The following is a 13,622-nucleotide window of genomic DNA, read 5'->3' on the forward strand; positions in this document are numbered from 1 at the left end:
GCGCCGGGTTGATGAAACCGTGTTGTTATCTCCCCGATCGTGGGTGGATTCATCATTCAGGAGGATATTGCGATGTCATTCTTTGGCTATCCGGATCTTGATCGCCCCATCCCGTTTGAGGACGGTATGATTTACTACCCCTTCGGGGGCGGGCCCTTTGCCCTGACCCCCAACCGCTGTTCGGTAGCCGAACAGGCAGACGACCGGGTGGGTTTTTCCCTCGACCTGTACCGTCCGGCACTGACGCTGCCTGGAACACAGGGCTATGCGCTCCTGGAAATGCGGCTCAACGCCCAATACGCCACGGATAAGGCACTCAACCGGATTCGCAGCCGGCACCCGAACGCCACCCTGTCGAATTGCGCCCTGACCGACTGGTACTTTCGCCTGGTCCCGGGAGCCCTCGGCCTGAACCTTCCTCCGGAGTTGCTGGCGCCCGTCCAGCTCGCCGCCAACAATCTCGGCTCGGCCCGGCTGGTAATCCGGCTGTCGTTGGAAGGCGGTTTGATCCTGAAGGAGATCCTCTGCAACAGCCTGCAGCCTGTCTACGCCGTCGCCGAAGCCCGGATGCAGGGAATTTCGCCAAGGGTAGACGCCGTCGTCCGCTTCCGGGCACAGGAATTGCTCCCCGCCATCGCCGCCGCGGCAGGCGGCCGCCTGTCCCGGCAGACCCTGGTCAACTTCTTCACACAGGATCCAGCGGGCCTGCCCGCCGAGATCACCGGGCGGACCGACCTCATCCAGACTCCGGCCTTCAGGGAAGCGATGGTCGATCGGATCATCGCCCGCTTTGGCACTTATCTGCCGGCCGCCGAGGACTTAAACGACCCGGATATCCAGCTTCAGGCCCCGGATGACGGCGACAGGGACATCTTTTGGTCACTCTCCCAGCCGTTCCCGGCCTCCCGCAGCGTCGTGATGCAGTTCGATGCCCTCTCCGGCGTCCGCCGCCGGCTTCAGGCGTTGGGCAGCGAGGTTTTCATTCATCAGCACACGGCCGCCGCCCTGACCGAACTGGAGCAGTCGCACCTGATGATCTTCTGCAACCTGCCCATCCAGCGGATCGGCGTCGCCGCCATCGGCGCCAACCTGACCTTTCCGCCCAACCCCCCGGACCGCCCGCAAAGCAGGCAGATCACCGTGACGCTCGAGCCGCCGGACGATCTCGTCCAAACCCAGGTCAGACTGTCGCCCGGTGAAAGCCTGCAGTACCGCTACAACACCTTTGCGGTCATCGCCGACGACCTGGGGGTGCGCGAAGTTCACGGCCCCACCCTTTCCGGGTCCGGATCGCCGCTACGGCTTTTCCCCAACCAGTTCCCGATTGAATTCGCAACCATAGAAGCCACCCCCGAATTGCTCGGCCTCGCCGCCCTGACCGGGACCTGCGGCTACCGCTACGGCGGGCAGGAACACAGCCTGCCGTTCAGCCTCGATGACGGGCGGCCCTCCATCAGCCTGTCCCTGCCCCAGGGCAGCGAAGCCGTCAGCCTCACCTGCACGGCTGCGGATCGCTTCACCGGCAAGCAGCTCCGACTCCGGCCCTTCGAGTCCTGGCCGGTTCTCCTGGATTTGGTTACCTTCCCCGAATATGGCTACCACGAAGTGGAAATAACCTGCCGGTTTGACCGGGGGGAGCGCCTGTACGCCATAGAAGTCCTGCCCGTCCTGGCCGGTGAAACCTTTGACAACATGACCACCCTGGTCTTTACCCCCGACCAACCCAGCCGGCGCTACGGCTGGTTCGCCCCCTCCCCCTTCCATCCCGAGTTCCGCTACCGCCCTTACGCCGCCGGCGGCCCGCCAGAGGCCTGGCAGACCGTCCCGTACCCGGTCGAACGCCTGACCATCCAGCCCCGGCAGCCGGAAACCCGCCCGGTGCGGGAAATGCCGGTCCTTTCTGAACGGATGACCCCGCGGCCGGAACGAATACCCCTCCAACCCCATAGCGAAGCCGCCGAGGCCGGCGTCAGACAATGGCCGAAAGGGGTGCCCATCTGCCCGCAGCCCGAACCCACCGATACCCTGCTCTACAGCCTGCCGGGCGATCCCTCCGTAAAACTGTACATTCCCCGGTATTCGCTCGACATCCTGAGCGTCTCCGGGCAGCAGCGCTACCGGATCGCCATGGCCGACCATGGTGGCGTCGCTTCGCTCACCGTCGGCCTGGTCAAGGGTTTGGCTCCGGCCATCCAGGATGCCGGCCGCGACGCTCAGGAATACCCGCACGAGATCGCCGTCTCCCTGGACTTTCTCCCTCAACCGCCGTCCGGCGCCCGGAAAACCCTGTCCTTCCAGGAGGTGACGGTCCAGGGAGCGGTGATCACCGCCAAACTGACCTTTGCCACGCTCCAGGAGCGGGACAACGTCTTCCAGGCCCTGACCCAAACCGACCGCCAGGCGCGCCTGATCGTCAAGCGGGTGATCGAAGTGGCCCTGCCGCGGACGGCCCCGCCGAAGACCGACTTCAACGACATCCGCGTTAAGAAGGTCACCGCCGGCCTGCCGCCGCGACCGCTGACCGCAACGCTCCAGCCCAATCTGCTCAACGCCGGCATGCGCGTTCCCGCCGGCAGGATCACCCCGATCAATACCCCCGATCCGCTGAATATCGCGGTGGTGGTCCGCCCGGTGAACACGCGCCATTCAACCGACACCCGCCGCCCGGTCAATACCCTGACCGCCGTCGACACCAGTCTGTTGGGCAACGTGGAGCGCCACCCGAACCGCATACACCTGCGGACAAGCGAGGCAAGCCGGTTATCCGGCTTGCAGCCCGACCTCACCAATCGCGTCACCGGGCGCCTTACCCGCTTCCCACCCACCTTCCCGCCGATCATCAATCGCGGCTTACCCGTGCCGGTGCTGGCTTTTCTCGGTAAAGAGACCATCACCGTGGGCGGCACCGCTTTCGTCCAGGTGAATTTGAGCGTTACCAACTGGCAGGACTACGCGAATGATGACTTCAAGCCCTCGCCCGACCTTCCCCCCTGCGGCAAGAACACCAACGCCTCCCGCACCTGGGTGGATATCTACGACGCCGCGGCCAACCGGCGGCTATATGGCTTTTGCGCGCTCTCATCGCCCAGAACCCTGACCCGGTTGTGGTTTCGGGTGCCGGCGGGAAAACTGCCGAAGCAGGTCTACGTTCAGCTCGAAGACCGGCGCACCAAGGTGGTGCGCAAATCCGACCCTGTCGAGACGCGTTCCGCCAAACCCCAGCCGCCCCAATACCTGGAAGCGGTCCGGGAGCTGGATCAGACGGTCCAGCCCGCCCCGTTCACCTTCCCCTACAACCTGCACGGCTACATATTCCAGGGCATCGTCCCGGGCACCGACGCCGGCAGCGGCCTGATTCGCTACCGCCTGCAGTCCCAGGGGAAATTCCACACCTATCTGCAGGACAGCGCCAACCCGAAGATGGTGTACTACTTTCCCGATGAATTCAAGATTGCCCGGCGGCAGGAAGCGCCGTTCACCCCCTTTATCACCGTCCGGGTGGCCTCCCGGACCGGCACCCAGGACACCGATGTCCTGTTTGACTATATCGTTGCACCATACACCCACCTGCAGCGCCTCGACGAGGCGCGTCCGGCGTTGCTGGCTGAGCCCCGGTTTGGCGCCGCCACCGTCGAATTCCAGCCTTTCCTGACCAGCGATGTGCGCTTCTTCATCGACCGGCCCACTGAGCGGGGGTCGGTGCAGGAGGAACGCACCGGGGTCTCTCTCGTCCTGCAGGATTTGATCAAAGACTCGCTGGTGATGAAACTGCCGGACTTTCGCGTGCTCTTTGATGCGCTGCAGCGCGACACCGCCTCGCTGTTCCTGGGACGGATGGAGATCGAAGTGCCGGGTGAAAACAAAGAGGTGATCCCCTTCACCGCCCGCCTGGACGACCTGGTGGGAGAGCTGTTCCTGTACGGCGTCGAGGCGGGCAGCGATGCCGGCTACAATGTCTCGCTGCTCAATGCCATCGAAAGCCCACTGCAGATCGACGCCTTGAACGTCAGCCTGCACCTGAACGGACAGACCCTGCCCGCGATTACCCAGGGATTGACCTTCCCGATACGGAATCTGGCCTCCGGCGCCAAAGTCGATTTCAAGGTCGTCCCGCAATTCCCGATCCCGGGCTCGCACCCTCCCGAAATACGCATCAGCCTGCAGGACGTGCAGGTCCTGCCGGATGCAGCCGCCGTCTGGGACAGCATCCTCGACCGCACCACCCTGGAATATTTCAACACCATCACGGTCAAAGCCATCCCGACCCTCTTTACCCCGGTGGCCGGCCGCGAGGACGAACAGATCAGCGTCATTCTCGTGGAGTTCCAGGGCGGCGGCACCGCCGAATTGACGGCGAGCCGGCTCGAGGCGCAGGTACGCATTGACTACCCGATTGATGATGTCATCCTGCGCCGAGGCCTGGACGAAACCTACAGCTACACCGTTACGGTTATCCGGGTGAATGGAAGGCAGGATCGGGATCCCGAGCCGCGACGACAATCCGCCCAGCTCTTCTACGTGAGCGTACTCAAGTAAATGCCGACGTTTTATAAATCGTATTCCGTTATGCTGCATGTTGCAGCATAACGAGAGAATATGACCTGAAAAATCTCTTTACAAAATAAGACCGTTCATTTATTGAGATATTAAACAATTAGCTGTGAATCGATCCGGTCGGATTCGGAAGACACTGGAACATCCGCTTTCGCCAGGGAGTCAAAAATATGACGAATATCAAACGGATCGGCATACTGACCGGCGGTGGAGACTGCCCGGGATTGAATGCCGTGATTCGGGCGGTCGTGAGATGCGCCGTCGGGCGGTACCACATCGAGTGCCTCGGCGTGCTCGATTCATTCGACGGCCTGATCGAAGGCCCGGCGATCATTCCCCTGAGCTGGCACAGGACAAAGGGACTTCTGTTTCAGGGGGGGACGATTCTGGGGTCGACCAACAGGGGTGATCCTTTTGCCTACAAGGTCCGCGTCGGGGAACAGATCGTTGAGGAAGATCGATCGGAGGCGGTGATGGCCAATGTCGAGAAGCTGGAACTGGACGGCTTGATTATCATTGGTGGGGACGGCACAATGGCGATTGCCAATAAATTCTGGCAGCGCAAAAGGCTCAAGCTGGTCGGCGTCCCCAAAACCATCGACAATGACATCTGGGGAACCGATGAAACCTTTGGATTTCACTCCGCGGTTGAAATCGCCACGGACGCCATCGATCGGCTGCAAACCACCGCCACCAGCCATCACCGGGTGATGATTCTGGAGACCATGGGGCGCAATGCCGGCTGGATCGCCCTTCATGCCGGCCTGGCATCCGGCGCGGACGTCATTCTCATACCTGAGATTCCATTCAGCCTGGGGGCTGTTGTCGCTAAAATCATGGAGCGCAGCAGCCGCGGCAGCAGGTCCACCATTATCTGCGTGTCCGAGGGCGCGGCACCGATAGGTGGAAAGCAGGTCACTCGGGAACTCGTCCCGGATTCGGCGGAACCCGTCCGGCTCGGGGGCATTGCGGAGCGGCTGTGCAGAGAATTGAAAGGGCGGATCCAGACCGAGTGTCGCTACACGGTGCTCGGACATATTCAGCGCGGGGGCATCCCGACCGGGTATGACCGCATCTTGTGCACCCGTATGGGTACGGCTGCGGTGCACGCATTTGTCGAGGGTCAATTCGGCAAAATGGTCGCCCTTCGGAAAAACGAGATCGAGATGATCCCCATTACGGAGATCGCGGGAAAAAATCGTTTTGTCGATACCGGGAACGATCTCATTCGGGCCGCGCGTGACACGGGTGTCTATTTCGGGGATGAGTAGCGGTTGCCGTACCGGTAGGGTCGGGAACGACGACACTCACACTAACCGACGTCGCTCGTACCGGGGAAGGCGGCACCTTTCTCCCGAGGGGGTTGACAGACGCGGTTCCTGCCCCCTTTTTTGGCGGCATACAACGCCTCGTCCGCCAGCAGCATCAGGGCATCCTCATCGGCGATCTCCCGATCATAGACAGCGACGCCGATGCTCGACGTCAGGGGAATCTCCGTGCCGTTATAATCGGCGGGGGTGTTTTCAATGGTCGATCTGAGACGCTCGGCCATGACCAGCGCCGCCGCGAGGTCGGTGTGGGGCAGCAGGATGCTGAACTCCTCGCCGCCCACGCGCCCGGCGATGTCGGTTTGACGGAGGGACTTCCGGAAAATCGCCGCCACATGCCGCAGGGCCGCATCGCCGGCTGCATGACCGCGGGTATCGTTGACCCGCTTGAAATGATCCAGATCGAGCATCAGCAGGGAAAAAGGCTCGCCGTAGCGCCGGGCACGCTCCATCTCCTTCCGGATCGTCCCCATGAAATAGGCGCGGTTCCAGAGCTCGGTAAGGGCGTCGGTGGTGGCCAGCCGCTCCAGCCGCTCCCGGGTCCTGTGATTTTCGGTAATGTCCCGCATCTGCTCCACAATGTAGACGATCCTGCCGTCCTGATCCAGTATGGGGTTGCTGCAGCAATGCAGATGCACCCCGAGTTCAGGCATGAATTTTTCAAGCTCGGCGGGCTCTCCGGTTTCATGGACCTTCCGGGTGGCGCATATATCACACTCACGGTCCCGCCCGATCAGCTCATAGCATTTTTTATGTCTGGCCGCTTCCACCGTCGTGCCGAAAGCCTCGCACGCCGCCTTGTTGCAGAGGGCTATGGTGCGATCCGGATGCTGAATGGTGAGCAGATCGTGAATGGCATCGATGACGCCCTCGAGCAGATTCTTCTGTGCCAGGAGTTCCTTCTGGGCCTGTTTCTGTTCGGTAATGTCCCTGGCCCACTCCACAAAGCACTCCACCTCCCCGTTCGCATCGAGTATGGGAATGACGCGCATATCCAGCCATGTCCCGTCCGGCAGCCGGATCTCTTCCTGAAACGGGGTCTTGGTATCCAGAACCGATATGGGCCGACAATCCGGGCAGATATCGTCGTACCCCCTGTAGGTCTGATGGCACTTCGTGCCCAGAATCCGTTTTTCGGGTTCGACGGCGCCCATCCCGTTCCAATTGCTGTACAGGATATTCATCTCCGGATCCTGTATGGTGATCATGTCCGGCACCAGGGCCAGCATTCTCTGGAATCGCTCCTCGCGCTCCATGAGGGCCGCCTCGGACCGCTGCCGCTCGCGTTCGAGTTCAAAACGGTGCTGAAAGTAGACGGCCTTCTGGTGCCGCCGCAACAAAAAAAACAACAGCCCCGAGACAACGAGCAGTCCGAATATCGACAGCCGGTCAATGCGTTTGTGGGCGTCGCTCAACTGACGCGTCCGCTGGGCCACGAGGGTTTCCAGGCGATCCTTGTAACGGTTGAGTTCCGCTTCCATCAGGGCTTTGTGGGTGGCATCGTGAATGATGGACAGGAGCAGCCGCTTTCCGGAGGAGTCCGGCACGGGCGCACTGTAGACCTCAACGGTCCGGACCTCCCCGTCCGCCAGGCGATGGGGAAAAATGAAATAGTTCCGGTCTTCTTTTTCGGCCCTTTTGTATTCGGCCTCCACGTCGCGGGGATCGAGGATGTTGATCTCCTGAATGCGCATGCCCCGCATCCGGTCGAGGGGGTAACCGTAAAAGACGACCGCCTTTCTGTTGGCGTCGACGATGGCACCGCTTTCAGGATCGATGAGCAGCGCCATGATATTGTGGTTCTGCAGTTCAACGGGCAGTTTGCCGTCATAAATCATCTGGGCCTGCCCCACCGAGACGAAGGCGTGGCCCTGGGATCCCCCCATGAAAAACGTCAGACACATCAACAGCCCCAACCACTTCATAACGGATCTCCCGAAGGTTTGATGCATTCGTAACAGTCGCTTCAGCAAAACCTCGAAACAGCTTATCGCGTTTATATTCCCGGGCAACAATACAATGGGGTCGGCATTAAAAATACCGAGTCTTTACGAAACCGTCAAGGTCTGAAAGCGGACGCCGCATCCGCAGTCGCCCAGGGTGTTGTCGGGGAAGGCATATTCCGGGAATCGGCCGGGTCTGTCAAGGGAAATGATCGGAGGCGCTTTTCAGCCTCGGCAAGAAAAAGGGGGGCAAACGCCCCCCATGTCGGCTTCGAAAGAAACCGGAAAATACAACTTGTGTTCAATGCCTTATGTCCGGGTCGACAGACAGCCTGCGACCTATGCCGTCTGGGCCGCCCTCTCCCGCCGGAGACGCCGCCGTTCGTCGATGGGCAGCACCAGGGTGGGATCCTTTCTGATCCGGATCTTCTGCATGAAGAAGACGATCACCCACATGCCGATGCCGAGCGTGTCCACCAGGATTGTAGGCAGGTCGATGCCGAAGACGATCCAGTTCACCAGATGGGGAAAGAAAAGGAAGGTGGTGGCAAAGGCGCAGATAATCCACTCCTTGACGGTGAAACCGCAGAGGAAATACCCCATGCTGAGGGCCCCGAAGGCGACGGTGCCCAACATGACGGTCACGACGGTGGAGGCCACCTGATACCAGGGAATGAAATGCCCCGGTCCGCCCAGGAGAAACCCCGGGGAATAGACGAAGAGGAGCGGGCCGATATAAAGCATCTTGGCGAACTTGAAGGAGGTCCACCCGGTCTTCCAGGGGTCGGATCCCGCGATGGCGGCGCCGGCGTATGCGGCCACGCAGACCGGCGGGGTGATGTTGGAGTCCTGGCTGAACCAGTAGACCACCATGTGGGACGCGATGAGGGCCCAGGAGACCTTGGCCATGATCTCGAGCCGCTGGGGGTCGTCGGCCAGGAGCTGTCCCAGGGGGAGCTGAAGCTCCCGGAAGCTGACGCCCCAGTAACTCTGGGAGATCATGTCGGTCAGAGCCCCGACGGCCAGGACCGCCGTGATGAGGTAGGCGGCGGTCACCGGCACGCCCATGCCCAGAATCAGGGAGGCGAGGGCCACCAGCAGGACGGCCACCGGCAGGGAGCCGAAGGAGAGGTCGATGATGATCTGGGAGAACTTGAGCCCGATCCCGGAGAGCTGGATGGTGCCGACAATGATGCCGATGACGCCGACGGTGGCGCCGATGATGAGGGTGGCGTTGGCCCCTTCGATCATGGCGTCGAGAATCTGCTTGACGCCCATCTTGTTTTCAGGCGTGAACCAGCTGACCACGATGCAGGATATAATGGCCCAGAAGGCGGCGTATCCCGGAGAGAAACCCACGATCATCATGACGACGATGATGACCAGCGGCAGGGACATGAACCACTGTTTCTTGAGGATCTCCAGGGCCGTGGGGTCTTCGGGCCGCCGCTTCCCGACGATGCCGTAGCGCTTGGCCTCGAAATGGACCATGGTGAAAACCGACAGGAAGTACATCAAGGCCGGGAAGATCGCCATAATCATGATCTGGACGTAGGGAATCTCGGTCATCTCAGCCATCAGGAAGCCGCCGGCACCCATGATGGGCGGCATGAACATCCCGCCGATGGAGGCGGAGGGCTCGATGGCGCCGGCCACGTGGGGACGGAACCCGGCCTTCTTCATCATGGGGATGGTGAAGGCGCCGGTGGAGACCGTGTTGGCGATGGCGGAACCCGAGACCGACCCGAAGAACCCCGAGGCGATGACGGCCACCTTGGCCGGACCGCCGATGCTCTTGCCGGCAACGGCCATGGGGACGTCGATGAAAAAACGGCTCGCCCCCGAGGCCTTGAGAAACGATCCGAAGAAGATGAAGAGGATGACGTAGGTCACGAGCACCGTCGCCATGATGCCGAAGACGCCCTCCTGCTTGTAGTAGATGTGGTTGAGGGCCCGGTCGATCTTGAAACCGGTGTGGGCGAAGGCGTTGAGCAAAGGGATATTCTGGAGCAGGTCGCCCCAGAAGGCGTAGGCGAGAAAGAGGGCGCCGACAATGGTCATGGACCATCCCAGGGCCCGTCGAGCCACCTCGAGGGAGACGAGGATCCCCAGCGCGCTCACAAAGGTGTCCATGCGGGTCTCGGAGCCCATGCGGTAGTTGATGGCCTCGTACTCCATGACGAAATAGCCCACCACGAAAACGGCCGCCGCCGCCATGATCAGGTCGACGGCGGTGGGACGGTGGGCGGGGGATGAGGCCTTGAGCGGATAGATCAGAAAGACCATCACATAGGTGAGCACGACGTAGACCCCCAGAAAATACTGGGTATCCACAGGGACGGCGGCGCAGTACATGTAAAAAGCCACCATGAACGCGCCCATGGCGCTGGTGATATATTTCCAGAAACCGGAAAAGACGCGGCCGGAGCGGGAGTCCTTCTGGACCAGCTTCTCCAGTTTCTCTTTGTTCTCCGCTGACAGGTCAGCCTGTTCTGCAGCATGTTCGGGTTCTGACATGGATTTTCTTCCTTAACTTGTCAAAAGGGATTCGTTTTTCGACGGATACGCCGGGGGAAGGACGGACGCCCTTCCCCGTTGAGGCTCTGGAACCTTCAGGGAAAGCCGAACCTTACGGCATGAGCTTTTCCGGAATCTCCTTGCCCTGCTCCTGCCAGAATTTCACGGCGCCGGGATGCAGCGGTACAGAGGCCCCGTTGAAGGCGTTGTCCGGGTTCATCTCATCGAAGGATTTGGACGCCCCCACCATGGCCTCCATACCCGCCGGGGACCAGAGATGCTTCATGATCTGGTATACGGCTTCATCCGACATGTCCTTTCTGACGGCGAGGATGGTGGAATCCTGAAAGGTCTTGCACTCCGGCATCGTCTTGCCGTAGGTACCGGCGGGGATCACCGTGGGGCTGTAGGCATAGGCATCGTAAAATCCGCTCTTCTCGGCATCGACACCCAGATCCAGGAGACGGATCTTGACCTGGACGCTGGCTTCGATGATGGAGGCGTTGGGATAGCCCACCAATACCCAGAAGGCATCGATTTTGCCGTCCTTGAAGGCGCTTGCGGCCGCCGAATATCCCATGAAGGTCGGCTTGAAGTTCTCCCACACCCCGATGTGGCGGAAGAAGCGCTCGGCGCTGGCGGCGGCTCCTGAGCCGGCATTGCCCACGGCGACCCGTTTGCCCTTGAGGTCATAAGCGCTCTTGATGTCGCTGTCGGCATTGACGACCAGCTGGGCCGGCGCGCCGTAGAGATACCCCACCGAGCGGATATTCTGATAGGTCCGTGTGTCCATGGGCAGCTTGCCCTTGTAGCCGAGATCCATATCCACGGCGTAACAGAGACCGAAGTCCGACTCTCCCCCGGAGACGCGCTTGAGGTTCTCCACCGACCCCCCCGATCCCACGGCGGTGGTCACCATGTTGGGGTCCACCTTGGAGATGTATACGGCCATGGCGTTGGCGAAGGTGTTGAAGGTGCCGCCGGTGGGCCCGCCGCCGATCTTGACGTTGGTGGTTTCAGCCATTGCCGGGCCAAAGGCGAGAGCGGTGGTCAACAAACTCAGAACGATCCATTTTTTCATGACGATGTCTCCTTGAAAAGGGTGTAAAGATTTATCCATACCTATTTCAAGGATATACCGCGCCCCCGGGGAAAACAATTCGAGCTTTTCTCATTCCGGCAGCCGGATTTTTCGGATTTCTCTGTCAGAAAAATTTTGACGCCGACCCGACAGGCCCGCCGCCGACGGCCGGCACGTCAAACCCTTCAGGCCCCTGGAATCCGGTCAGTTACAGCTCTACCAGTTTGTTCTGAATGGCAAACCGGGAAAGCTCGGCATTGTTGCGCAGGTCGAGCTTCTTGAGAAGCCGATGCCGGTAGGTGTCCACCGTCTTGACGCTCACCCCGTAGGCCTCGGCGATCTCCCGGTTGGTCTGGCCCATGGCGAGCCGCCGGAGAACCTGGAGTTCCCGCATGGAGAGGGCGTCGATGGGCGAGGCCGACTTGTCCCCCTTGAGCACCCGGAGGGCGAGGACCTCCACTGCGTCCTCCGACAGGTAACGGTGGCCGGCGATGAGCCGCCGGACGGCCCGCACCAACTGCTCGGGCGCCGACTGCTTGGTGATGTATCCCATGGCGCCGGCCTCGATGGCCCGCACCACGTATTGCCGCTCCTCGTGCATGGTCAGCACCAGGATGGGCAGATCGGGCATCGTTTCATGGAGACGGGTGATCACCTCCAGGCCGTCGATGTCCGGCATGGAAATGTCGACGACGGCGATGTCCGGTGCATGCCGGGCCGCCTCCCTGAGCGCCACCCGACCGTTTTCGGCCTCGGCCGTTACCGCCATGTCGCCGCTCTCTTCGATGATCCGCCGAAGCCCGGCGCGGACGATGCTGTGATCATCCGCCAGAAGCACCTTGATCATGATTTCACCTCCGTGTTGCGTTCCAGTGTGAGGGCCTGCACCGGAAGAATCAGACGGACCCGGGTCCCCTCACCCGGCCGGGAATAGACTTCCAGGTGCCCACCCACCAGGGAGGCCCGCTCGCGCATGCCCGCCACCCCCAGAGCCTCGGCAGCACCCAGGGTTTCCGCGGCATCCAGGACCGAGACCGGAAAGCCCCTTCCGTCGTCTTCCACCGACAGGATAAGCCGACCGTCGACCTGCTGCAGCCGGACCTCCACTTTGGCAGCGCGGGCATGACGCGCCACGTTGGTCAGGGCCTCCTGGGCGATGCGGTAGGCGGCGGTGGCGACGGTGTCGTCCATCTTCGGGATGGATGCGGCATCGAAAAGACAGGTGACACCCGTCCGCCGTTCAAAATCCGAAGTATAGAGCTCCAGGGCGTCCACCAGCCCCAGATCGTCCAGGATTCCCGGCCGGAGACGAAACGCCAGGCTTCGGACGTCCTGGATCGTCCCGTCGATGAGCCGGCACATGTCCCGGGCGCGCTCCGCCCCCATCGGGTCGGCCGCCTTGAGCCGCTCCAGCAGCCAGACCGCGTCCATACGCAACGCCGTCAACACCTGCCCCAACTCGTCGTGGAGCTCCCGAGAGATGACCGCCCGCTCCTTTTCCTGGTTGGTGATGATGGAGGCCGACAAGCGGCGCAGCTTGTCCTGGGCCTTCTTGGCGGCAGTGATGTCCGTAGCGATGCCGCAGAGTCTGCGCACCTTGCCGGTCTCGTCGAAGAGCGGAAATTTGACGGTCAGATAGGTATGAAGCCCGTCGTTCTGGACGATGCGCTTTTCAACCTGGACCGGCGCGGCGCTCTCGAAGACCGCCGCGTCCCCGGCCTGGAACTGGGCGGCTACCGGCTGTGGCAGGATCTCCGTGTCCGTCTTACCCCGAACCGCCTCGTTCTGCACGCCGAAAAGCTCCTCGAAACGGGAGTTGACGAGCATATACCGCCCGGTCAGATCCTTGATGTAGATCACCGCCGGCGTGTACCGCAATATGTCGCCGATCTCCTTGGTGCGGAGTTGAACCTTCCGTTCCAGTTCCTTGGAATAGCGGCTCAACTCCTCCTTGGCCCGGCGGAGGGCCTTTTCCGCCTGCTTCTGCTCGGTGACGTCGACGGAGACCGCAAGGGAGCGGACGATGCGGCCGTCCGAATCCCTGTCGGCAATGGCCGACAGGAGGATGTCGATGACCTCGCCGTTTTTACGGACGTACCGGTAGGGAATGTCCTTGCTAATCTTTAACAGTGAGCGGTCGTTCAATGAACATAACCACCCGAAATCACGATACCGCTTTTTGAAAAGTCCGAAAAAGGT

At 61.3% G+C, this 13,622-nt stretch carries 7 protein-coding genes; 2 read left to right on the top strand and 5 right to left on the bottom strand.

The window, feature by feature from the left end; translation table 11 throughout:
• The first annotated feature begins 72 nt into the window (after window positions 1-72).
• Together dmul_RS15835 and dmul_RS15840 are read left to right on the top strand one after the other, a co-directional pair.
• Window positions 73-4,536: a hypothetical protein gene (locus dmul_RS15835; RefSeq protein ID WP_020877795.1), complete on the top strand. Its 4,464-nt coding sequence runs from the start codon at window positions 73-75 to the stop codon at window positions 4,534-4,536.
• 188 nt (window positions 4,537-4,724) lie between these two features.
• On the top strand, window positions 4,725-5,825 hold the full coding sequence (locus tag dmul_RS15840; protein WP_020877796.1) for a 6-phosphofructokinase: 1,101 nt from the start codon (window positions 4,725-4,727) through the stop codon (window positions 5,823-5,825).
• 41 nt (window positions 5,826-5,866) lie between these two features.
• On the opposite strand, the gene dmul_RS15845 is transcribed toward dmul_RS15840, so the two are convergent.
• From dmul_RS15845 to dmul_RS15865, 5 genes are all read right to left on the bottom strand, one after another.
• Window positions 5,867-7,807 (bottom strand): sensor domain-containing diguanylate cyclase, encoded by a 1,941-nt coding sequence (locus tag dmul_RS15845; protein ID WP_020877797.1) that lies wholly within the window; start codon window positions 7,805-7,807, stop codon window positions 5,867-5,869.
• Between the two features lie 357 nt (window positions 7,808-8,164).
• Window positions 8,165-10,342: a TRAP transporter permease gene (locus tag dmul_RS15850; protein WP_020877798.1), complete on the bottom strand. Its 2,178-nt coding sequence runs from the start codon at window positions 10,340-10,342 to the stop codon at window positions 8,165-8,167.
• A 112-nt stretch (window positions 10,343-10,454) separates the two neighbouring features.
• Entirely contained in the window at window positions 10,455-11,423 is a 969-nt protein-coding gene (locus tag dmul_RS15855; RefSeq protein ID WP_020877799.1) for a TAXI family TRAP transporter solute-binding subunit, read from the bottom strand.
• Between the two features lie 208 nt (window positions 11,424-11,631).
• Entirely contained in the window at window positions 11,632-12,270 is a 639-nt protein-coding gene (locus tag dmul_RS15860) for a response regulator (RefSeq protein ID WP_020877800.1), read from the bottom strand.
• Window positions 12,267-13,568 carry a PAS domain-containing sensor histidine kinase gene (locus dmul_RS15865; RefSeq protein WP_020877801.1) on the bottom strand — a complete coding sequence of 434 codons (1,302 nt, stop codon included), beginning with the start codon at window positions 13,566-13,568 and terminating at the stop codon, window positions 12,267-12,269. Before dmul_RS15865 ends, dmul_RS15860 begins: the two co-directional genes overlap by 4 nt.
• Between the last annotated feature and the right edge of the window lie 54 nt (window positions 13,569-13,622).

The sequence above is a fragment of the Desulfococcus multivorans genome (genome assembly GCF_001854245.1).
Lineage (GTDB): Bacteria > Desulfobacterota > Desulfobacteria > Desulfobacterales > Desulfococcaceae > Desulfococcus > Desulfococcus multivorans.

Excerpts from the sequence above, each read along its gene's own strand:
- dmul_RS15835 (WP_020877795.1), top strand. The coding sequence starts at position 73 with ATGTCATTCTTTGGCTATCCGGATCTTGATCGCCCCATCCCGTTTGAG.
- dmul_RS15840 (WP_020877796.1), top strand. The coding sequence starts at position 4,725 with ATGACGAATATCAAACGGATCGGCATACTGACCGGCGGTGGAGACTGC.
- dmul_RS15845 (WP_020877797.1), bottom strand. The coding sequence starts at position 7,807 with ATGAAGTGGTTGGGGCTGTTGATGTGTCTGACGTTTTTCATGGGGGGA.
- dmul_RS15850 (WP_020877798.1), bottom strand. The coding sequence starts at position 10,342 with ATGTCAGAACCCGAACATGCTGCAGAACAGGCTGACCTGTCAGCGGAG.
- dmul_RS15855 (WP_020877799.1), bottom strand. The coding sequence starts at position 11,423 with ATGAAAAAATGGATCGTTCTGAGTTTGTTGACCACCGCTCTCGCCTTT.
- dmul_RS15860 (WP_020877800.1), bottom strand. The coding sequence starts at position 12,270 with ATGATCAAGGTGCTTCTGGCGGATGATCACAGCATCGTCCGCGCCGGG.